Origin of the sequence: uncultured Dokdonia sp., from assembly GCF_947492815.1 — a bacterium.
Taxonomy (GTDB): domain Bacteria; phylum Bacteroidota; class Bacteroidia; order Flavobacteriales; family Flavobacteriaceae; genus Dokdonia.
Map to the genome: position 1 here is coordinate 131,509 of NZ_CANLOB010000005.1, position 20,110 is coordinate 151,618.

24 protein-coding genes and 1 tRNA gene are annotated in these 20,110 nt (G+C 33.9%); 6 read left to right on the forward strand and 19 right to left on the reverse strand.

What is annotated here, in order from left to right:
- The first annotated feature begins 141 nt into the window (after positions 1–141).
- From Q1A01_RS07365 to Q1A01_RS07385, 5 genes are all read left to right on the forward strand, one after another.
- Complete coding sequence (locus tag Q1A01_RS07365; RefSeq protein ID WP_299678208.1) at positions 142–1,146, forward strand: glycoside hydrolase; 1,005 nt, start codon at positions 142–144, stop codon at positions 1,144–1,146.
- Complete coding sequence (locus tag Q1A01_RS07370; RefSeq protein ID WP_299678210.1) at positions 1,133–1,882, forward strand: hypothetical protein; 750 nt, start codon at positions 1,133–1,135, stop codon at positions 1,880–1,882. Before Q1A01_RS07365 ends, Q1A01_RS07370 begins: the two co-directional genes overlap by 14 nt.
- A 99-nt stretch (positions 1,883–1,981) precedes the next feature.
- Positions 1,982–3,256 (forward strand): POTRA domain-containing protein, encoded by a 1,275-nt coding sequence (locus Q1A01_RS07375; protein ID WP_299678212.1) that lies wholly within the window; start codon positions 1,982–1,984, stop codon positions 3,254–3,256.
- 67 nt (positions 3,257–3,323) lie between these two features.
- Positions 3,324–4,589: an outer membrane protein assembly factor gene (locus tag Q1A01_RS07380; protein ID WP_299678214.1), complete on the forward strand. Its 1,266-nt coding sequence runs from the start codon at positions 3,324–3,326 to the stop codon at positions 4,587–4,589.
- Positions 4,590–4,599: 10 nt separating this feature from the next.
- Positions 4,600–5,118, forward strand: a complete 519-nt coding sequence (locus Q1A01_RS07385) for a VOC family protein (RefSeq protein WP_299678216.1) — start codon at positions 4,600–4,602, stop codon at positions 5,116–5,118.
- Positions 5,119–5,286: 168 nt separating this feature from the next.
- On the opposite strand, the gene Q1A01_RS07390 is transcribed toward Q1A01_RS07385, so the two are convergent.
- The 17 genes from Q1A01_RS07390 to Q1A01_RS07470 form a co-directional block, all read right to left on the reverse strand.
- Positions 5,287–6,051: a DUF6503 family protein gene (locus Q1A01_RS07390; protein ID WP_299678218.1), complete on the reverse strand. Its 765-nt coding sequence runs from the start codon at positions 6,049–6,051 to the stop codon at positions 5,287–5,289.
- A gap of 21 nt (positions 6,052–6,072) precedes the next feature.
- Entirely contained in the window at positions 6,073–6,933 is an 861-nt protein-coding gene (locus tag Q1A01_RS07395) for an NAD(P)-dependent oxidoreductase (protein WP_299678221.1), read from the reverse strand.
- An 88-nt stretch (positions 6,934–7,021) separates the two neighbouring features.
- Positions 7,022–7,888, reverse strand: a complete 867-nt coding sequence (locus Q1A01_RS07400; protein ID WP_299678224.1) for an AraC family transcriptional regulator — start codon at positions 7,886–7,888, stop codon at positions 7,022–7,024.
- A gap of 103 nt (positions 7,889–7,991) precedes the next feature.
- Entirely contained in the window at positions 7,992–8,558 is a 567-nt protein-coding gene (locus Q1A01_RS07405) for a YceI family protein (RefSeq protein ID WP_299678227.1), read from the reverse strand.
- 2 nt (positions 8,559–8,560) lie between these two features.
- The gene (locus Q1A01_RS07410; RefSeq protein ID WP_299678230.1) at positions 8,561–9,055 is read right to left on the reverse strand and encodes a hypothetical protein; all 495 of its coding nucleotides are present in this window, start codon (positions 9,053–9,055) and stop codon (positions 8,561–8,563) included.
- A gap of 108 nt (positions 9,056–9,163) precedes the next feature.
- On the reverse strand, positions 9,164–10,279 hold the full coding sequence (locus Q1A01_RS07415; protein WP_299678233.1) for an AraC family transcriptional regulator: 1,116 nt from the start codon (positions 10,277–10,279) through the stop codon (positions 9,164–9,166).
- 23 nt (positions 10,280–10,302) lie between these two features.
- The gene (locus tag Q1A01_RS07420) at positions 10,303–11,022 is read right to left on the reverse strand and encodes a TIGR04283 family arsenosugar biosynthesis glycosyltransferase (protein ID WP_299678235.1); all 720 of its coding nucleotides are present in this window, start codon (positions 11,020–11,022) and stop codon (positions 10,303–10,305) included.
- 6 nt (positions 11,023–11,028) lie between these two features.
- A complete protein-coding gene (locus tag Q1A01_RS07425) occupies positions 11,029–11,982 on the reverse strand; it encodes a DUF547 domain-containing protein (RefSeq protein WP_299678238.1) in 954 nt (317 codons plus the stop codon).
- Between the two features lie 835 nt (positions 11,983–12,817).
- Positions 12,818–12,988 (reverse strand): class I lanthipeptide, encoded by a 171-nt coding sequence (locus tag Q1A01_RS07430; protein WP_299678241.1) that lies wholly within the window; start codon positions 12,986–12,988, stop codon positions 12,818–12,820.
- Between the two features lie 185 nt (positions 12,989–13,173).
- Entirely contained in the window at positions 13,174–14,142 is a 969-nt protein-coding gene (gene arsM / locus Q1A01_RS07435; protein WP_299678244.1) for an arsenosugar biosynthesis arsenite methyltransferase ArsM, read from the reverse strand.
- A gap of 73 nt (positions 14,143–14,215) precedes the next feature.
- Entirely contained in the window at positions 14,216–15,028 is an 813-nt protein-coding gene (locus tag Q1A01_RS07440) for a purine-nucleoside phosphorylase (RefSeq protein WP_299678247.1), read from the reverse strand.
- Between the two features lie 9 nt (positions 15,029–15,037).
- On the reverse strand, positions 15,038–15,745 hold the full coding sequence (locus Q1A01_RS07445; protein ID WP_299678249.1) for a T9SS type A sorting domain-containing protein: 708 nt from the start codon (positions 15,743–15,745) through the stop codon (positions 15,038–15,040).
- A gap of 13 nt (positions 15,746–15,758) precedes the next feature.
- Complete coding sequence (locus tag Q1A01_RS07450; RefSeq protein WP_299678252.1) at positions 15,759–16,373, reverse strand: TIGR04282 family arsenosugar biosynthesis glycosyltransferase; 615 nt, start codon at positions 16,371–16,373, stop codon at positions 15,759–15,761.
- On the reverse strand, positions 16,373–16,861 hold the full coding sequence (locus Q1A01_RS07455) for a rhodanese-like domain-containing protein (protein ID WP_299678255.1): 489 nt from the start codon (positions 16,859–16,861) through the stop codon (positions 16,373–16,375). Before Q1A01_RS07455 ends, Q1A01_RS07450 begins: the two co-directional genes overlap by 1 nt.
- A 95-nt stretch (positions 16,862–16,956) precedes the next feature.
- On the reverse strand, positions 16,957–17,643 hold the full coding sequence (locus Q1A01_RS07460) for a DUF2064 domain-containing protein (RefSeq protein ID WP_299678258.1): 687 nt from the start codon (positions 17,641–17,643) through the stop codon (positions 16,957–16,959).
- A 5-nt stretch (positions 17,644–17,648) separates the two neighbouring features.
- Positions 17,649–18,707 (reverse strand): arsenosugar biosynthesis radical SAM (seleno)protein ArsS, encoded by a 1,059-nt coding sequence (gene arsS, locus Q1A01_RS07465; protein WP_299678261.1) that lies wholly within the window; start codon positions 18,705–18,707, stop codon positions 17,649–17,651.
- Between the two features lie 62 nt (positions 18,708–18,769).
- The gene (locus Q1A01_RS07470; RefSeq protein ID WP_299678264.1) at positions 18,770–19,105 is read right to left on the reverse strand and encodes an arsenosugar biosynthesis-associated peroxidase-like protein; all 336 of its coding nucleotides are present in this window, start codon (positions 19,103–19,105) and stop codon (positions 18,770–18,772) included.
- Between the two features lie 216 nt (positions 19,106–19,321).
- Here Q1A01_RS07470 and Q1A01_RS07475 point away from each other — a divergent pair.
- Positions 19,322–19,394 (forward strand) — tRNA-Phe (locus tag Q1A01_RS07475).
- A 90-nt stretch (positions 19,395–19,484) separates the two neighbouring features.
- On the opposite strand, the gene Q1A01_RS07480 is transcribed toward Q1A01_RS07475, so the two are convergent.
- Both Q1A01_RS07480 and Q1A01_RS07485 read right to left on the reverse strand, forming a co-directional pair.
- Positions 19,485–19,985, reverse strand: a complete 501-nt coding sequence (locus tag Q1A01_RS07480) for a hypothetical protein (protein ID WP_299678267.1) — start codon at positions 19,983–19,985, stop codon at positions 19,485–19,487.
- The gene (locus Q1A01_RS07485; RefSeq protein ID WP_299678270.1) at positions 19,948–20,073 is read right to left on the reverse strand and encodes a hypothetical protein; all 126 of its coding nucleotides are present in this window, start codon (positions 20,071–20,073) and stop codon (positions 19,948–19,950) included. Before Q1A01_RS07485 ends, Q1A01_RS07480 begins: the two co-directional genes overlap by 38 nt.
- Positions 20,074–20,110: the final 37 nt, after the last annotated feature.

A 20,110-nucleotide genomic window follows, 5' to 3' on the forward strand; every position in this document is an offset into this window, starting at 1 on the left:
TTATTTTAATAAAAAGGAAATCACCCTAATTTAATTAGGGTTTTATCCGTTTATATAATCATCAATAAAGCGATATAGCATTATGATGATTTTAACACGTGTATAGCTATATAATGCTGTAATTTGATTTAAAAAATAACTATGTATTCTAAGAATTACTTTTTTATTGTATTATTTCTTCTTCTACAGGTGTCCTATTTACACGCTCAGAAAATTAACGGAATTAGTTTTGTAGCTTCTAGAGATAAAGTTACTAATGAACATGTAAAGCCTGTTGTACAAGTAGGAGCTAATTATGCTGCAGTCATGCCTTTTGGGTTTATACGTGCCTTAGATAATCCAACTATTGTGTATAATACAGATAGACAGTGGTATGGAGAGCGTAGAGATGGAGCAAAGGCTTATATAAAACTATTGCAGTCTAATGGTATTAAGGTAATGTTGAAGCCACAACTATGGATCTGGAGAGGTGAGTATACGGGATACCTCAAAATGGAAACGGAAGAAAATTGGAAGGCATTAGAAACTTCTTATGAGAGGTTTATTTTAGATTATGCAAAATTGGCACAAGAAACAGGAACGTCTATTTTTTCTATAGGAACAGAGCTAGAACAATTTGTAGCAAATCGGCCAGCATTTTGGGAATCCCTTATTCAAAAAATTAAAACGGTTTATAAAGGAAAACTTACTTATGCCTCTAATTGGGATGAGTACAAACGTGTTCCCTTTTGGGATCAAATGGATTATGTAGGAGTAGATGCCTACTTCCCTTTGTCTGAAATGCAGACACCATCTGTAGAAAGTGTAATAGATGGATGGCGATGGTGGAAAGGAGAACTGTCTGCTTTTTCAAAACTACATGATAAAAAGATTCTTTTTACAGAGTGGGGATATCGTAGTGTAGATTTTACAGCGAAAGAACCTTGGACCTCTGATCATTCTGTAACTACTGTAAATCTAGAAGCACAGGCCAATACAACGAGAGCAACTTTTGATACTTTATGGAATGAAGATTGGTTTGCTGGTGGCTTTATATGGAAGTGGTTTATTCATCACTCAGAGTCAGGAGGAAGTGATAATAATCGATTTACACCTCAAAATAAACCTGCAGAAGCAGTAATAAAAGAATATTATGAGAAAAACTAATTTCTTATGGGTTTGTTTTTTAGTATTGCTAATTTCATGTAATAGTGATAATGAAACAATTGCTGAACAAGATGATGATGGCTCATTAGATACTTTGGTGGCTCAAAATACTATAGAAATAGATAATGTGATTGCCTGTGCTTCAGGTTCTGAAAATCCAAATGAAATTATTGCGTATGTATATCCTCGGCTGGGCGTTTCAGATATACGTTATTTTGAAACGGAATCTGTAACAGTAGATAAAAATGATTATGAAAATTATCGTCAAGTAATATTGCCAGAAGAAGATTTTTTTAACGGCTATCTCAAAACATTTACAAGACAAACTACTGTAGAAAAATGGGTCATTATAAGCTTTCGCGAAAGCGGAATACTGCATCTATCCAATCCTATTCGATTAAAACATAAAACACAGAATACTAATTTTACTACAGAGGTTACTATTGATCAATCACAAATAGGAATGCCTCTTTTTAATTGGGAAACAATACTACAGCCTCTAGATGCTATCTATTTTCAGGTAGTATCTGATGCTTCTAATGAATTGCTTTCTGGAACATACACCTTTGAACCTCAATTTAGATATTACCAGTTGGATAATGTAGTGCTTAATATCACAGAAGAAATACCTCCAGAATTAGCAAGCCAAACATTATATGGTTTTACTGTGATGGGCGTAAGTGAGGATAATTGGGTGAATACATTGTTACAGGCAGAATTTGTTTTGGAGGATTAATAATTAGGTAATAAAATAAAAGTAGATTTTGTTTTCATATGCTGTAATTATCCTAAACATATACCGTCTAAAATCCCTGAACCTCGAAAAAAATATATTATGAAAAAAACCATCGTATTGTTGGTTTTGATGATAACCTCTTTTGCCTTTTCACAAGAAGTTATCGTTACGAAAATTGAAATAGAAGGATTGAAAAGAACCAAAGAATCTTTTCTGAGAAGATTAGTAAAAGTCAAACCAGGAAGTACCTATGATTCTTTAAAAGTTGCTACCGATGTAGAACGTTTGAATAGACTGGCTGGTATTGCAAATGCAACATCAAAGATTACTAAAAACTCTGAGGTAGATTATACCATTACCTATACGATTGTAGAAAATTTTACAATTATTCCTGGCATACGAGTCTCTCAAGCCAATAACGATGATGATGTTGCTTTTAGGGTGTCGGCATTTGAATTTAACCTTTTTGGAAGAGGTCAAATTTTAGGAGGTTTTTACTCAAGAGATGTTTTTGATTCTTACGGTGTATTTTGGGAAGCTCCTTTCCTATTTACGAATAAACTAGGGGTAGGAATTAACTATCAGGATAATGTAACTTTTGAGCCCATCTTTACAGATTCTAAAGATATCTCAGAAGATTTTAGATTTCAGAATAGAGCTTTTCAAGCTAGTTTGATTTATGAATATGATTTTCATAATAGATTTGAATTAGGATTTACCATAGGAAGTCAAGATTATTTGGTGCAACCTGATCAACCTGATTTAGGTCTTCCAGATGAATTAGAAGCTAATAGTGTAGGCGTAATTAGTGAATATGAATATAATGATTTAGATATCGAATATCAATATGTATCAGGTTTTAGAAATCAGACAAATGCACAGTATATTTTTAATTCTGGAAGCGAAGAGTTTTTAGAGGATGCTTTTGTGGGAACGAATGATCTGGAATACTTTCATAGAATAGGAGAACGAGGAAATCTAGCTAATAGATTACGATTATCGTTTACTTCCAATAGGGATTCTCCTTTTGCACCTTTTGCTTTAGATAATCAAGTAAATATACGAGGTGTAGGAAATACAGTAGATCGTGGTACAGCTTCTGTTGTCATTAATACCGAGTATAGACATACCTTATTAGAAAAAGGGTGGTTTGTAATTCAGAGTAATGCGTTTATAGATGCAGGCTCTTGGCGTACCCCAGGAAATGATATTAATCAACTATTTGATGGGAGTACCATTCGTGTAAACCCAGGATTGGGAGTGCGCTTTATACATAAACGTATTTTTAATGCAGTGATCCGACTGGACTATGGCTTTGGATTAGGAGAAAATGAAACAAATGGTCTTGTGTTTGGAATTGGTCAGTTTTTTTAACGATATACATTATAATAGTGCTAATTTTAACGTTTATATTGTTGACTGTATTTTACTTTAAAAAATAATGTTTAAAAAAGCGCTATTACTTTTCTTTCTTACAGCTTTGTTTGCAAAAGGATACGCGCAAGAATCTTACATAGCAGATGTAAAAGTACAAGGGAATAAACGCCTTAAAAGCTCCTTTGTACGTTTAATAAGTGATGCAAAAACAGGACATGTATTAGATTCTACAGTATTAGACCATGATATTATTCGATTAAAACGACTTCCAGCGGTTTCGCATGCGTATTATCAAGTTTTTTATTCGCATGATAATCATTATAATGTCTTTTACAATATAGAAGAAAACTTTACTATTAATCCTCAGCTTAATGTGTATACCACTAATGATGATGAGTTTGCCTATAGAGCAGGTCTGTATGAATTTAACACGCTAGGTAGAAATATTGCTTTTGGAGGATTTTATCAGAGAGATATTTTTGATTCTTTTGGAATTAATTTAAGAGCTCCTTTTGTATTTAATAATAAGATTGGAATTGCTTTAAATTTTCAAAGTCTAACCACACAAGAACCCGTGTTTTTAGAAGAGGGAACTGCAGAGTATAAGTATAATAATACCTCTTTTGAAGTTTTAGGATTGTATGCTTTTAACTTCCGACATCGTATAGAATCTGGTGTTACCTTTTTTACAGAAGATTATGAATATCTATTTGGTGCTACAAGTGATGTTGTTCCACAAGAACTTGTTGTGGATAAGCTGCTTTTTAAAGGAGTATACGAATATGATAATCTAGATTATTACTATCAATATACCGATGGATTTAAAAGCACATTTAATGTGCAATATGTAATTGCTAGTAATGAGACATTACCTGATTTTTTGATATGGTGGAATGATTTTCATTATTTTAAAAGAGTAGGGGAGAAAGGGAACTGGGCTAATAGATTACGTGTTGGTCTAGCCACCAATGCAGACTCACCTTTTGCGCCCTTTTCAGTCGATAATAATTTGAATGTACGAGGGGTGGGAAATACCATTGATCGTGGTACTGGGGTGATTGTTTTAAATACAGAATACCGATATACTTTTGTAGATAGATCTTGGTTTGTAGTACAAGGAAATGCATTTGTAGATGCTGGTAGTTGGCGTAATCCAGGAGGTGATTTAAGTGATTTTGGGGATGACCAAAATTTACGTGTGTACCCAGGAATTGGGATGCGATTTATACATAAGAAGATATTTAACGCTACTTTTAGAGTGGATTATGGGTATGGTATAACTCCTAGTGCAACTAGTGGTTTTGTGTTTGGAATCGGTCAATACTTTTAACTAAATAACAATGATGAAAAATAGCATTAAAACAGGATTTCTTTTACTAATAATTCAAATAGGGATGGTTGTAAACGCACAAACAGCATTTGAACAAAATGCAATCAGTATAGGGGTCGTGGTTTCTGATTTAGAAGCATCTACTACGTTTTATAAAGATGTAGTGGGAATGCTAGAAGTTCCTGGTTTTAATGTGACAAGTGAAGTCGCAAAGAAAACAGGTCTTACAGGAGGGTTACCGCTTCAAGTAACTGTTTTGAAATTAGAAGACAGTCCTACAGCTACAGAATGGAAGTTAATGAGTTTCAACAAAGAAGCTACACATCCTAAACAACGATATATTCAAGATGATACGGGGATGCAGTATATTACTATCTTCCCTAAAGATATGAAACAAGCAATGGCACGTATCAAGAAATATAATGTCCCTACTTTGGGTGAAACACCTACAAAACTCCCTAATGGGAAAACATTTATCTTGATACAAGATCCAGATGGAACATTTATAGAATTGATAGGAGATTTATAAGCTGTTATCTATTTTGATATAAAAAGCTCTCGAATGATTATTCGAGAGCTTTTTTTGGCACTACCAAAGGATCTGATACTCTGAGGCTAGCCTCGAAATTAAAATCCAGTCTTATGTAAATGTCTTCCGGACTTTCCTCGTGGTAGTTTGCTTAGGTGTATATGAAATTTACTTTTGAGTAAATACAGAGCGATCTACATTTCCAAACTGAATATTCTCCCATGTTGTAATTGCTGGAACGGTACCAATAATCTCACCATCCCAATTAGATTTGATATAATTTCTTCGCGTAGGAATTTTAATCCCATCTATAGTTTCATAATCAAATCGCATAAGATTAGGCTCAGTAACTCCAAAAGCAGTAATCGTAAACAAGAACTGATCAATCAGTTTTGTTTCTTTATTAATATATAACACATACGTATCTTGCGCATCTCCTACCTTTTCTCCAAATGTAATTTTAACGATGTTATACGTCTTACCATTCATAGTTTTAGTACCTGTAAATTCTTGATTCACACCTTCGTCTAAAAGTTTGAAAAACATAGTAAACCAATAATAGTTCGTTTTGCGTAAGAAACGAGCAAACCCTAGTGCTTCTTCACTAGTTGTTTTTTGGCCATCTATGTTTACCCAAAAATGAGTGCCATCATAACCTTCGGTAACTGCGCCTCCTTTTGGAGCAATCATAGTATGCGTTGTAAAATCAGCACGAGATAATTCTCCATCAAAATCATACATTTCTTTTCCTATAAAATGGAGTCCTGAATTTGGATCGTTGTACTCATAATCATAGGATACACTCCCTTTATTATAAAAATTTGTTTTGCCTCCCATAGCTTCCATGGTTTCAGCTAAGAGTTGTTTTGCATCTTGCGCATAGGTGTTACCTATCATAAGACTTAGTAGTGCGATAAAAAGATTCTTTTTCATGATGTTGTTTTGTGTTTGGTGTTATTTTGATTCTAGATATTTATAAATAGCGGTAAAGTCTAAGTCTCCTAGACCATCCTGTGTTGCTTTTGCATAGAGCTCTTTTGTTGCATTTAAACTAGGAGTCGCTACGCCTACTTCATACGCAGAAATACTAGAGAGGTGCAAATCTTTATGTAGCCATTTTAGGGGGAAATTTGCTTCGTAATTTTGCTGCTCTAATTTAGGCCTTACCGCTTGTATGACGGGAGCAACTACAGGTGTGGCAGTCAGAACATTTAATAACAATTTTTCTTGAAGTCCCATTGCTTTTCCCATCATAAGTGCTTCGGCAACAGCTGCCATTTGCTGTCCTAATAATTGATTGATCAACATTTTCATAGCGGCTCCTTTTCCAATAGTGCCTAAATGTATTGTTTTCTTGCCCATACAATCCAAAAGAGGTTTTGCTTGCGCTAAATCTTGTGAATCTCCTCCCACCAAAAAGAGCAATTCCCCAGCTTCAGCCGGACCCTTAGTTCCAGCTACAGGCGCATCTAAATAACGTATGTTATGCTTTCGCGAAAGCGTACCCATCATCTCTGTAAACGAAGGATTAACTGTGCTGGCATTGATCCAAAGTGCATCGTTTTTAAATGATGATAGTATAGGTGTGATCGTATCTTGAACCACTTCTGGTGTAGATAACATGGTGATTAAAATATCACTTTGCATGACGACATCTTTAGGGCTAGCAACCCATAATGCACCGTTTTTTAGAAGCTCAGTTGCTTTTTCTTTCGTACGATTATAAATAATGAGGTCACAGCCTGCTTTTTGAAGATTGCGTGCCATACGACTTCCCATGATTCCTAATCCGATAAATCCTATTTTCTTATTCATGATTTTTTGTTTTATGAGAACAAATTTCTATCAAAATGAAAGCATTAAATTTCCAAATACATCAAAAATGGTGATTTCTAGTCAAAAATCATATGAGTGTATTTTTTCTATTTTGAATTTGGTATTGTTTAGGAGAAGTACCAAATAATTTATGAAAGGCTTTAATAAAATGAGAAACGTTTTCATAGCCTACCCGATAGGCAATGTCTGTTACAGAATCTGATGTTGTACGTAGTAATTTTGACGCTTCTTGCATACGTTGTTCAATAAGCCATTTTTTTGGAGACATATGAAACGTAGATTTAAAATCTCTCTGAAATGTAGAAAGACTCCTTCCAGTGAGATATGCATAATCAACAATATCTAATGGTTTTTCAAAATTTTGGAGCATGAATTTTCTGATATGCAAACGCTCTCTATTTTTTAATGCAAAAAGATGTTGTACAAAAGCATCTCCTTTTTCTGAGATGCTGATAAGATGTAATAGTTCTAATAATTTAGGTTTGGTGAATTGATGTGTGCTTTTACCTCTATATAAGGCAAGCAACGTATCTGTGTATAGACGTAAGCTCTCGTCGTAATCTATTAAGAATGTACATGTTGTATGTTGTGACTTGCTTATCTCAAAACTATTTAAAAACTCATCAGTAATTTCTTGATCAAAGAAAAAGACAATAGCTTCAAAGTATTGATCTTCAGGAATAATATCTGTGATAGCGTACAATCCTTTTGGTAATAATACCATTTGGTTTTTACGAACTTTAGTGAATTCACCATTATGTTTTTCTATTTGTAGGCCTCCATGTAGTACAAGTGTAAGTGCATGAGAAGCTAAATAGCGTTGGTTTTGTATATCTGATGCTGTCACTTTTTTATGAATGACAGCAGAATTTCCATCTATTAAAATTTTTTCAATAGCTGGATTCAAATAAAAAGCGTGTGGTACTACTTTCATAAGCAAAAGGTGTTTCTGTATATGGAAACACAAGACAAGATTATAATTTTAAAATGATATAATCTTGTCTCTTTTCTTAAAAGTAGTGATTTCTGGTCAACTATTACTTTTTTATAAATGTCAAGCTTCCTTTCAATGTAAAATCATCTGCAATAACATTTTCTTTTAAGCTTTTAAATATAGATGGAGAATTATAATTTACACCATACGTAGTGCGATCCATTGTATGATTAAAAGCAATTGAGATCATTCCTTCTTGCATAGTTACTGTGGCTTTTACTTGCTCTTTGTTTTTAGTGTCTTTTATGGTCATGTAACCATTTAAAATACAAGTGCCAGATGAAATAGCTGCTGGTTCAGAAAGCGTGAATTTTGCTGTTTTGTATTTTTTTACGTGAAAGAAATCTTTGTCTCTTAAATGTCCAGACAGTTGTTTATTTTCTTGATATAAGCTTGTCATATCTACAATAATTTCAAGAGTAGTAATCGTATTGTTTTCACAGGTAATTGTTGCCTTTTGGATTTGTAAAGTTCCTTCAGGTGCATAACCGCCTACGGCTGCTTTTCCGCCCCAAGTAAGGGTGCTACTATTTTTTGTGACGATATAGATTTCTTGACTAAATAATAGCGAGCAAATACTTAAAAAGAAAAGGGTGATATAGGTTTTCATAATTAGTTGTTTAAAAGATGATTCGTTGTGTGAATAGTGTCATAACCGCAAACAGTTTCTCCATTTGCTGTTTTACCTATGAAGTACCACATTGCCCAGCCTCCATATGGTTTTGTATCTGTACGCCAATTGTTGGTCCAGGTATAGGGTTCTCCTTGTAGTAATTGTTGTTTTTTAGTGCCAAAGGTTTTATCAAGTTCCTTGAGTGGGTATGATTTTCGAAGATTCCATTTTCCGTCATAAAATAAGTAGGCACCATATTCTATAATCGTAATAGCACTTTCTTTACATAAAATGGAAGTCGCGTGCTTCCAGTAATATCTATCTTTTATTTGTATAGGATCATTTTCTTTAGGGAAATTAGCAACAGTTATTGCTTGTCGAATATCTTTTAGTTTTTCTGGTAATGGTTCTTTTCCAGTGGGGCCTGTCCAATCTCTTTGGCCACATGCCGTGAGCGTTATGAGTATAAAACAGAGCGTGAGATATGTTTTCATCTTTTGTGTTTTTATTGGTTGACACAAAGATGCTATATGAAAGGATGTTGGTCGTCTCAATTCTGGAAATGACACTTTTTATAGGTGTCAATTTGAAAATTGAGTCTTTTATTTATTTGTTTTTAAGTGTGTTGGAGGTTTTCCGGTAATTTTCTTTACGGCTCTATTAAAAGATGCTTTTGAGTTGAAACCAGCATCATAGGCTATAGAAAGTAAGGTGTATTTCTCGCTTTTAGGGTCTTCTAGCATTCGTTTTACCTCTTCTATTCGTAGTTCGTTGATGTAATCAGTAAACTTTTTTTGTAGAATATTATTTAAAGATTTGGTCACGAGGTATGGTTTCTGGTGTAGCTTTCGCGAAAGCGTACCCAGTGTTAATTCAGGGTCTTTATATAATGACTCTTCTTTCATTAGTTGCTGTATGGAAATAGCAATTTCTTCTAGTTGCTTCTGTTCCTTGGTAGATAATTGTTGTATAGGTTTTACGGCTGCATCTTTACGTCTCGAAAATCCTTCTATACCTAACCAATAGGTAATAATCGCCATGCCTATAAATACAGGGTGGCCATAAAATAAATTACTAGCAAAATTGAAGAAAAAGTAATCTACAAGAATCCCTATGATATATGCAATAGCAAATATTTTGATAATGATTACAACACGTTTAATCCATTGTAATTTTCTTGTGATACGTTCATAATTGGTAAGTTCAGGAAGGTGAGAAAGTATTTTTTGGGACGTACTTGTGTAATAGATAAGAAGTGCGCTAGAAATAACATACATGGTAGGGTAGCGCATCCAAGCCATGTACCCGTAATAACCTAGCCAAGAGAGACTTTCTCTGGTTCCATCCCAATAAAAGTTTTGCGATTTTATAAAGAAACTCCAGATAATTTCAATAAGAACTGGGAGAAAATGAATGTAGTCTTTTCGCTTTAAGCGAAAATCAGGGTTGACATAGCTCTTTACAAAGAAGAATAGAAGTGTACCGTATATCCAATTATATTCTAAGAGCACTTGATACCAAAAATCATAGCGACCATATCCAAATATCTTACTTGTTTCTACTAATAATCGATAGGAGAAAAAGAAAAGAATGGCAGCTAGAAATCTATTGGCATAAAAATGCATGCCTCTTTTTTGAGATAAAATAATGCCATATACAATTCCCTGAAAAGCGCCTACAGATAATAAGACAATGAGTATGTACTCTATAGATTTCACTCCTCTAAGATAAAGAAGTGTTGTTAAGAAACAATTTTCTTTTTATAGTATTCGTGTAATTCTTCGGCAGATGCACCGAACCATTTTTTTACATAAATCGCCCAAAAATGATATTGTAATTTCCAGATACCATTGTTTTTATAGCGTCTAGAGGAAGTAGTTATTTTTTTATTGATGACTACAAATTCCTTCCGTGCATATAACTTATTAATAAGATCGTTGTCTTCATAAATGATAAAGCGCTCATCATATCTGCCTAATTCTTCAAATAGCTTTTTTGTGATAAACTGACTTTGATCTCCTCCTCGGCAGGCTCTCCATGAGAACTGCGTAAGCCAACTAGCAAGGCGTAACCACCAGTGATTACTATCAAAACGCATTCTAAAGCAACCGGCATGATTGCCCTTTGAGACTTCATTTAAAATATATTGATCATATCCATTAGGAGGAAAACTATCGGCGTGTAAAAAGTAAAGGACAGTTCCCTTTGCAACGGCAGCTCCTGCATTCATTTGCTTTGCACGACCCTTTGGGGAAGTGATCACAGTAATATGGTGTAGGCTATGCTTAGAAATGTATTGTTGAATGATATCTGGTGTGTTGTCTTCACTTTTGCCATCAACAATAACAATCTCAATAGGTGTGTTTGGATTTTTAGAGGCGTCTAGATGCTTCAAAAGCCGAGAAATATTCTCGGCTTCATTAAGCGTAGGTATTACTATCGAAATTTTGGGAGTTCCCAAATATGTTTATTTATTAAGTGACCAATTATAATCTTTATATCTCTTTTTAGCCTTTGCATTAATAGGCGTATCAGAATACGTATTTAAAAAGTCTATAACCGATCCGTTAGTTTTAAAATCTTTTGCAAACCAATTGAAAATTTCTGAGATTTCAATGCTATTAGCTGTAATAGTATTACGTTTTTTATCATTTACAAAACGTCTTGCTAATGTGTCTAATTGTTTGTCTACTTTTTGAGCAGTAAATGCTTCGTTTAACAATGGAGGGCAAGAAAAGGATGCACAATTAATTCCAAAGTGGATACGAGCATCTCCCATTTTACGTAGAATTTTATGCTCAATTTCATTAAGATTATAATATTTTTCACCTAATTTCCAGAAACGTTGTCCCCATGGGTCTTTGATATCTTTAATACTTGCTAATGGATAATTACGGAGAATAAGATCTACCGTCATAGCATTATAGGCGTTCATCCAATAGGCAAGTTTGTCTTCCTTGCTCCACTGATCTGTAGGCATATTTTCTCCTAAGGCTTTTATATAGTTTCTTAGCGTACTCCAATTTCTTTTAAATCCATCATAATCTACATTTCCTTGTGGAGACACATAGGTTGCTACTAAATCACCATAGCTGGTATGATCAAAAGCTTCCAGTGGTTTTATGGTAGGCACAGGAACATCTGCCATTTTTTCTTCATTAGGTTGTATGTCTGTATTTAGAACTACAGTCGTTTCTTCCTTTGTGTCTTTTTTTGGAGCCTCCATCATGTCTTTTTCTACTTCAGGAGCTTCACGTTCTATAACAGTTTTGGTTTCTGTTTTTACTTCTTCTTTAGCTGCATTCTCGTTGATAGTAACTGTTTGCTTTGTTTGTTGTTCTGTAGTAGCTATTCTTTTACTTCCGCCACAGGCAGTTAATATACCTGTTGTAAGTGCTAATGCTATTAGGTAATATTTCATTTGTTTGATTTTATGGGGTATGTGCTTTATACCAATACTTCCTTTTTGGACTTATTTTGTTTTTCATTCTAGTAGTCCAAAATTTAAGCCATACTTTACATATTGGGGTATTTATTTTTTTTAAGCTTTTTAATAGGAAAGGAAGCGATGCAGTTATTGAGCCGTTTACAAAACTAATTCAAAATTCATTTAGAGTTTGTATAGGTGTAATGAAAGAAGATAATTTTGATAGTATCTATTCCTGAAGATATTTTATAATTACCTTGACAATTTTATTAAACAGTAATTAATGAATTATAGAGTGGTGGTCTTTATTTTTAGAGGTATTATATTTAGATTTCCCTTCTTTAGGGCTACACATATAGCAGCTACAAGGTTTTCCAGTTGTTTTAAGAATATAACCTTCTGATTTATTAAGATTATAATTTCTTAATCGCTGTTTGAACTTATGTAATCCCTTTAAACGTCTTTCAAATTTATTCATTAGTAACAAATGGTAGTAACCTCAATATAATAAAACTAAAAATTGTAGGTAGTGGTTATGGAAGTTTAACAATTTAATAATTCGGATGATTCCAATAATAAGTAACAAAAGATTTATTATATCACTTGGATTCATCTGCAATTTACAGTAAAAAATAGATGTACCTATCAGTTCCGCTATTCGGTAGAAATAATATTTAAAATTTTTAATCGCTCATACGTAGGTGGTGTCCTCAAAGGTTTAAAATTAAATAATAATTGAAGATATAATTTTAATTGAAGTCATAGTAGCAATATTGTTGCGATTATTCAACAATAACATAAAACACAAATACTGTAATAATAAGTAGGCTTAACAGTTAAAACTGCCAAAGAAATCTATAGTTATTTCGCAATCATACTGTTTTGAGATTCTACAACCAAAATTATTCGCAGAAGCCCCATGTATATGTTTCATTTCAGAAGGTTTTAATTTTGAAATTACTTCTTTATTTAGGTTAAGAGCTTTAAGACTTTTTTTCATAATAATCATTTTTGTGATGAATCAAAAATATATAAAAAACTAAAATTGAAAGTATTAACCGATAAAAGTTAACAGTAGTTTTTGTAACAAGAATATAAGTTCCTAATTCTTGTTTCAGTTTAAGAATGCCAACAAAAAAGGATAGCTCAATGGCTATCCTTTTTATATTTTAATTGAAATACTTATTAGCAGCATCCACCACCATCATAATGATAGGTAGACTCACTAATAAAGATATCATTACGACCTAAATTTGCAATGTCTTGCGCTGTTTTGTCACAAACCGCTAGTGGCTGATTTTTTAAAAGAACGTGTCCTTTTTTATCATCAAAATAATCTTCATCACCATAATAAATAGCAGCTTTTCCTGTAAAAATACAAGGACCATCTTCTGGCATTGGATCTTTAATAGCTGCAATCTCTATAGATTCTATGTAGATAAGCTCATCTGTTGGATATGCACCTGGATTCAAAATACGATATGGCTTACGAGCTCTGATTTCAATGGTTCCAAAACCTACATCTGTCAATGCTTTTACATATTCAGCAATAGGAAGACTACCGCTTAAACAAAGGGCACGTAATCTATCATCGTTACGTAATTCTTCATTCATAGGTTGCTCACAGGTAGGATCACTCATCACCAAACGACCATGCGGTTTTAAAACGCGGTACATCTCTTCTATAGCTTTCTTTAAATCTTCTGCTTTAAAGATGTTAAAGAGACAATTTTGAGCGGCTACATCAATCGTATTATCAGCTACAGGTAAATTAAGTGCATCTCCTTTTTTAAGATCTACAAACTCGCTTTTAAACCAAGGGTTTAATTCTTCTGCTTCTTTAAAATTAACACGTGATGCTTCTAGCATTTCATCAACAACATCTACGCCTACAACGCCACCTTTATTTCGGTTGAAATATGCAAATTGTAATAATTCCATACCACCACCTACACCAACATATAACATCTTTGGTTCATTGGTGAGATCTCTTGCATTTACGGTACTACCACATCCATAATTCATTTCTTGCATGATTTTAGGAATCTTTAATCCTGGTAGTTCCCAAATAGGATTTGTGGTACAGCATAATCCTACATCTGGTGTTAAGGCCGCTTCTTTATATACATCTACTGTGGCATCTAAATAACTCATATTTCTGTCTGTTTTATTATAAATTGGTAAGGGGTTTTGTACAATTGAACTCCTTAGTCGTATTAAATTCTTTTTATATATTTTTTATTAATTCTGTAAATAAAGTGATCATGTTGGGTTCTGCTTTTCCTGCCATTGCTATAATTTCAGGAATATTTACAGGGGCTAAATTATCTGGATCACACTCGTCAGTTAATACTGATACTGCACTTACAGGAAGCTTTAAATGATTAGCAACAATAATTTCAGGAACAGTGCTCATGCCTACAGCATCTGCTCCAATAATCTTGAGATATCTATACTCTGCTCTTGTTTCTAATTGTGGTCCTACAACAGATGCATATACTCCTTTGTGTAGGTTGATTCCGTTTGTAGTAGCTATTTTTTCAAGAGAAGCATTCATCGTAGCATCATAAGGAGCACTCATATCTGTAAAACGTTCTCCCAATTTTTCGACACCTTTAAAAGCAAGTGGTGATCCACCTTGTAAATTGATGTGGTCATCAATAAGCATGAGTTCCCCTTTTTTAAAGTTGAGGTTTACAGCTCCCGCGGCGTTAGATACTAATAGCTTTTTAACACCCAATGCATGCATGATACGTACAGGAAATGTTACATCAGTAAGGGAATATCCTTCATATAAATGAAAACGACCTTGCATGACAACCACTTTTTTACCTTCAAGTGTTCCATAAATTAATTTCCCAGTATGAAACTCAACGGTCGCTGTTGGAAAATTTGGAATATGGTTATAGCTTACTTCTTTGATGATGTCTATACTGTTTAGTAATTGACCTAATCCTGTTCCTAGAATAATTCCAATTTCTGGATTGTCAAATCCTTTGTTTTGGAGGTATTCTGTAGTCTCTTGAATGATTTTTATCATAATAATTACTTACTGAATGATCAGTTTTCTTGTTGTTTTTTGATTTCCTGATGAGATTGTCATGATGTAAATCCCTGCTTTTAATGAAGGAACATATATCGTTTGGTTTGTAATATTTTGTTGTGTGTGTACTTGTTTTCCCACGACATCATAAATAGTAATGGTATTATCTTGTGTGGTCAATCCAGTTATTGAAAATTGATCTTTCATAGGGTTTGGCGTGATATCCATAGTGTCAAAAGGGCTCTCTTCGATAGCAAGTGCAGCACAATCTGCTCCCTCATTATCTCCTAATGTAGCACGACCCCATAATACATCTGCTTGTACACACTGTATGATGATGTAAGAGAAATCACTAAGATTTACACTATCAGGAACGTCAAAGGTTTTCATTCCTGTAATAGGGTCATTCATATCTTGCCCTCCATTATCGTCTTGTAATGGTTCTGTCGTTACTTGTAATTCTGTTCCACCTTGATTAAGACGCTCTGTAGTGGTTAGAAATACACGTAATTCGATTCCTTGTACAGTCGCAAAATCGTCTGCAAAGATGACTTGTTTTGTTCCATCTGTTTCAAATCTTAAAAAAGCGGTTCCTTCTACAGGATAATCAACAGGGTCATCTACTGCAGCAAGAGTTCCCTCTCTAAAACATTGTGCTTGTGTAATTGTTGTAATACCTAAAAAGGCAATAAGAATAATCGTAATTTTTTTCATGATTGTAGTTTAATTAGTTAATGTATTTGCTAAACTCTGGGTAAGGTTTTAAATCTTCTGCAAAGTCTATGTCGTTTAGTTCTTCTAGTTTATATACGGTGTACGATGAAAGATCTTTCAATGTGTTTTCAAGCACAGTATCACCGCCCCATTTTTTATTCTTAAAAACATCAGTAATGAGCACTCTCATCCCTAATAAATAGTATCCCCCGTCTTTTGCTGGGCCAATAACAACATCATTTGTTGTTAGTGCGTCAAAAGCTTGCTCTAAGTGATGCGTTCGTAAGTCATAAAGATCACTGCCTACAATGATTACTTTTTTATAATTGTCTGAAAACGCATTAGAAAACGCCTGTTCCATGCGTTGTCCTAAGTCTGCTCCTTCTTGTTGAAATTTTTCAAAAAGAGATGCCTCCCACATATCATGCTCTCTTATTTTGACAGAATAACCAACTCGTTTTGCACAGTCATTTTTAATCACAACATCATGTGTGTGTTGTAGTAATTCTTTATAAATAGTAAGTGCATTTTCTTGTCCCACTCCTTTTGCGAGTCGCGTTTTTACTTTACCCAATTCTGGGTTTCGAGTAAATATAAGAAGGACGTTATCTGTGTTTTTTGTGCTCACTATTTATATACTTTAATACCAGTTTGTAAATATTTTCCCCATTCTTTGCTGTATACGTGTACACTATCTGTAGGCTTTTTTTGCTTATTTACAAGCGTATATCCTTTGTCTTTCCATGAGAAGATGCTTCCGTATAAATTATACACATTGGTGTATCCTAATTTTTGAAGACTTTCTCCAAAGTTTTCAGAACGCACTCCTATGGAGCAATACACAACAATGGGTTGTGATTTTTTTGGGTACGCTTTCGCGAAAGCGGACGCATCCAACTTCTCACTACTCCAAATAGCATTTGGAATATGACTCACCAAAAACTCTTCCTTTTTACGTGTGTCCAAAATGAGGTATGCTTTTTTGTTTTTATGAAGATCTTCTACAGAAATATAGGGTACAGTACGGTCATTATACGTATTTAATATCTGATCCATAGGTGTTTGAGCCAGTATGGGAACTGATATAAAAAATAAAATAATAACTGTTAATTTCATAAGTGATCTACGTGAATTCTACATGACTTACAACATATTTAAACGCTGTGAAGTACTATCTATTTATAGATAGGTATGCATTTATAATACATACGTTATAAAAGACAAGTGGAGGGAGAACCTTTATTGAATATATTATTTGACACAAAAGAATCAATAAGAAATTGAGTGTCTTTTATAATAGCAGTAGTGGTAGTTGTAACAGATTGTAGAACTTGTACGAGTATGCTATTTGCTATTTGCTGTTCTTTTTCTAGAATAGTTTCAATATCAAATAGTGTATCAATATCTGATAATGTGTTTAATAAAATAGCGTTTTCGTTTTCTGAATATACATGGAGTAATTTTTCAGAAAGTAAATTTGTCTGCCAAGGTAATTGTAAAAATTTCGTTGGGTCAAACTGTGATTTATGTAATCCTAAGAGGTAAAAACCGCCATCTTTAGAAGGTCCTAAAATCAGTTTGTGAGTTTCTAATTTTTGAACAGCATCTACAATATGATGTACTTTAAGATTGGGAGTATCATTTCCTATGGTGATTACATTTTCATATCCTTTTTCATAGATAGATTGTATAGCGTTTGTTAAGCGCTCTCCAAAGGTCATGCCTACCTGTTCTTCTTCTGTAGCTCTATAGTAAGGAAGATTGCTCTTTTTTACGGTAGTAATAGTGTGATTATTTAACTGCGTAAATAACTGCGCCGCATTTTTAAACGGCTTGTTTGCTGCCTCTTTTTGAGCAGATTGTGCAAATATTAATATGGCAGTTTTTTCTGTTTTCACTATACTTAAGCTACAGTTCCTTGACAACTACTACCAGCACCTGCAGTGCATCCATAGCAATGTTGTGAGATTACAATATCGCGATTATTTAGAACTTCTTCGTTATACTCAGAGATATGTTTCACTTTTGAATTGACTTTAAGGCCTAACATCTGGTTAAAGTCACAGTCATATAACCATCCATCCCAACTTATAGAGATGGTGTTTGTGCACATCACATTGGCAACGGCCATAGGATTATATGCTTCTACCAGTTGATACATATAATCTTCATAATTTTCTGAAGCAATCAAATAGTCTAAGAATCTTGCGATAGGGAGATTGGTAATGGCAAAAAGATTATGGAATTGAATGCTAAAATCTTCCATTAATGCTTTTTTGAAATCTTTCTCCATACTTGCCTGATCACCAGGTAAAAATGCACCTGATGGATTGTATACAAGATCTAAGCGTAAATCGCTATCAGGCATTCCGTAACCTACAGCATTTAGCTCTTGCAATGCTTTGATAGATTTATCAAAAACACCATCACCACGTTGTTTGTCCGTTTTTCCTTTAGTCCAGTGAGGCATAGAAGAAATGACGTGTACATTGTGTTTTTTGAAAAACTCAGGTAAATCGTAATATTTTTTATTGGCTCTTATGATCGTAAGATTACTACGTACGATAAAATCTTTAATTCCTGCTTTACTTGCTTCTTCTACAAAACGTCTAAAGTGCGGATTCATTTCCGGCGCGCCTCCTGTAAGGTCTAATGTATGTGCACCTGTATTACGTATTACCTCAAGACATTGCTCCATGGTTTCCCAAGTCATAATTTCTTTTCGGTCTGGTCCTGCATCTACGTGACAGTGATCACACACTTGATTACACATATATCCTACATTAATTTGTAAGATTTCTAGTTTTCGAGGACGTAAAGGAAACTGATTTGTTTCTTTTATTTTTTTTGCAAATGTGGGTAATTCTCCATTTTGGAAAATACCGTTAGAGAGTATTTCTAACTGGCGGTTTGCATCTGCCAATTCGTTTTCGCTCTTTTTAAGTGATTTTGTTGCTCCCATATATGTTGCCCGCTAAGGCGAGTGTCTTTGTCTTTTTGTACGCTTTCGCGAAAGCTAATAATTTATCCGTCTAATTTATTTACTTTATTCATCATCATCACGCCATGTACTAATGTAGCACCACTTTTTATAGCGGCACCTACATGTACAGCTTCCATCATTTCTTCTTTGGTAATTCCTTTTTGAAGACCATCTTTAGAATAAGCGTCTATACAATACGGACATTGTTCTGTATGAGCTACGGCTAGGGCAATAAGAGATTTTTCACGAGCGGTAAGCGCTCCTTCTTCAAAGACTTTACCGTAATAATCAAAGAATTTTGTTCCTAATTCTTCGCTCCATTCTGTGATTTTGCCAAACTTTCTAAGGTCTTTTGGGTCGTAATATTGATCTGCCATAATATGTTTGATTGCTGTAGGCTAAAGTATAATTAATCGTAATTCTGTCCAATTACTTACGGTAAATTTAAATAAATGGTTTTATTTAACATTTTTTACTGCTAATGGGTTGATTTTAGGGGTTTGAGAAATTAAAAATAAAAAGAAGTGTAATTTTTCTAAAAAAGTTGTTGTTCATATTTAAATAAGGTTATATATTTGCACCCGCATTAGCGAGGTACCTTAGCTCAGTTGGTAGAGCAACGGACTGAAAATCCGTGTGTCCCTGGTTCGATTCCTGGAGGTACCACAGAAAAACCCGATCAATTTGATCGGGTTTTTTGTTTTTATTACTATTGTTGATTATCAAGTGCTTTTAAGGTTTTTTTATGCTGGATGGCTATATTTTTTTATTGTAATTTTCTAACTCTTCTTCTATCTCATCTTTAAGATCAAGGTCACCAATAGTTTTATTTAGTTCTCTACTTATCCATATTAGAAATACAATTACTGGCATTACAATAGGAAGTGAGTACCAGAAAGAAAAATCATCCACATATTTTATTTGATAATTAACAACACCTATCAATTGAAAAAGAAACATAATTAATGGGACAAGAATGGCCCATTTCCACCAGTCCTTAGAAGTGATAAACCATAGTGTTGTTATAATAACAAAAGTTATTTTAGTAAATAATGCGTGTATGAAGCTTTGAACATTATTAAACCCTCTGCTTTCAAAAGTGAAAAATGATGTTTCCCACACTTTAGCATTATTAGGAGCGTAGGTGTAGAGGTAAAATAAAAGAGGTGTGGTTGCAAGAATTATTGCAATCACACCTCCAATAATAAAACGTTTTTTTCTATCCGTTTGGCGGGATTTCGTATGTTGTTTTATCATTTGTTCTTGTGTCATTTGGGGATGAGTCTGTAGTTGCGCCTACAAAAACAGCAAGGGCAAATGCAATTGCTAGGATTACTTTTTCCATAATTTAAGGGATTTTGGTTTTTATGAAGACAAATGTC

What these genes read in the sequence shown, in the direction of transcription:
- Q1A01_RS07470 (WP_299678264.1), bottom strand. Translation starts at nt 19,105, where the DNA reads ATGGCAGATCAATATTACGACCCAAAAGACCTTAGAAAGTTTGGCAAA.
- Q1A01_RS07425 (WP_299678238.1), bottom strand. Translation starts at nt 11,982, where the DNA reads ATGAAATATTACCTAATAGCATTAGCACTTACAACAGGTATATTAACT.
- Q1A01_RS07410 (WP_299678230.1), bottom strand. Translation starts at nt 9,055, where the DNA reads ATGAAAACATATCTCACGCTCTGTTTTATACTCATAACGCTCACGGCA.
- Q1A01_RS07485 (WP_299678270.1), bottom strand. Translation starts at nt 20,073, where the DNA reads ATGGAAAAAGTAATCCTAGCAATTGCATTTGCCCTTGCTGTTTTTGTA.
- arsS (WP_299678261.1), bottom strand. Translation starts at nt 18,707, where the DNA reads ATGGGAGCAACAAAATCACTTAAAAAGAGCGAAAACGAATTGGCAGAT.
- Q1A01_RS07395 (WP_299678221.1), bottom strand. Translation starts at nt 6,933, where the DNA reads ATGAATAAGAAAATAGGATTTATCGGATTAGGAATCATGGGAAGTCGT.
- Q1A01_RS07385 (WP_299678216.1), top strand. Translation starts at nt 4,600, where the DNA reads ATGATGAAAAATAGCATTAAAACAGGATTTCTTTTACTAATAATTCAA.
- Q1A01_RS07440 (WP_299678247.1), bottom strand. Translation starts at nt 15,028, where the DNA reads ATGATAAAAATCATTCAAGAGACTACAGAATACCTCCAAAACAAAGGA.
- Q1A01_RS07455 (WP_299678255.1), bottom strand. Translation starts at nt 16,861, where the DNA reads ATGAAATTAACAGTTATTATTTTATTTTTTATATCAGTTCCCATACTG.
- Q1A01_RS07430 (WP_299678241.1), bottom strand. Translation starts at nt 12,988, where the DNA reads ATGAAAAAAAGTCTTAAAGCTCTTAACCTAAATAAAGAAGTAATTTCA.
- Q1A01_RS07480 (WP_299678267.1), bottom strand. Translation starts at nt 19,985, where the DNA reads ATGATAAAACAACATACGAAATCCCGCCAAACGGATAGAAAAAAACGT.
- arsM (WP_299678244.1), bottom strand. Translation starts at nt 14,142, where the DNA reads ATGAGTTATTTAGATGCCACAGTAGATGTATATAAAGAAGCGGCCTTA.
- Q1A01_RS07390 (WP_299678218.1), bottom strand. Translation starts at nt 6,051, where the DNA reads ATGAAAAAGAATCTTTTTATCGCACTACTAAGTCTTATGATAGGTAAC.
- Q1A01_RS07445 (WP_299678249.1), bottom strand. Translation starts at nt 15,745, where the DNA reads ATGAAAAAAATTACGATTATTCTTATTGCCTTTTTAGGTATTACAACA.
- Q1A01_RS07375 (WP_299678212.1), top strand. Translation starts at nt 1,982, where the DNA reads ATGAAAAAAACCATCGTATTGTTGGTTTTGATGATAACCTCTTTTGCC.
- Q1A01_RS07370 (WP_299678210.1), top strand. Translation starts at nt 1,133, where the DNA reads ATGAGAAAAACTAATTTCTTATGGGTTTGTTTTTTAGTATTGCTAATT.
- Q1A01_RS07405 (WP_299678227.1), bottom strand. Translation starts at nt 8,558, where the DNA reads ATGAAAACCTATATCACCCTTTTCTTTTTAAGTATTTGCTCGCTATTA.
- Q1A01_RS07365 (WP_299678208.1), top strand. Translation starts at nt 142, where the DNA reads ATGTATTCTAAGAATTACTTTTTTATTGTATTATTTCTTCTTCTACAG.
- Q1A01_RS07380 (WP_299678214.1), top strand. Translation starts at nt 3,324, where the DNA reads ATGTTTAAAAAAGCGCTATTACTTTTCTTTCTTACAGCTTTGTTTGCA.
- Q1A01_RS07400 (WP_299678224.1), bottom strand. Translation starts at nt 7,888, where the DNA reads ATGAAAGTAGTACCACACGCTTTTTATTTGAATCCAGCTATTGAAAAA.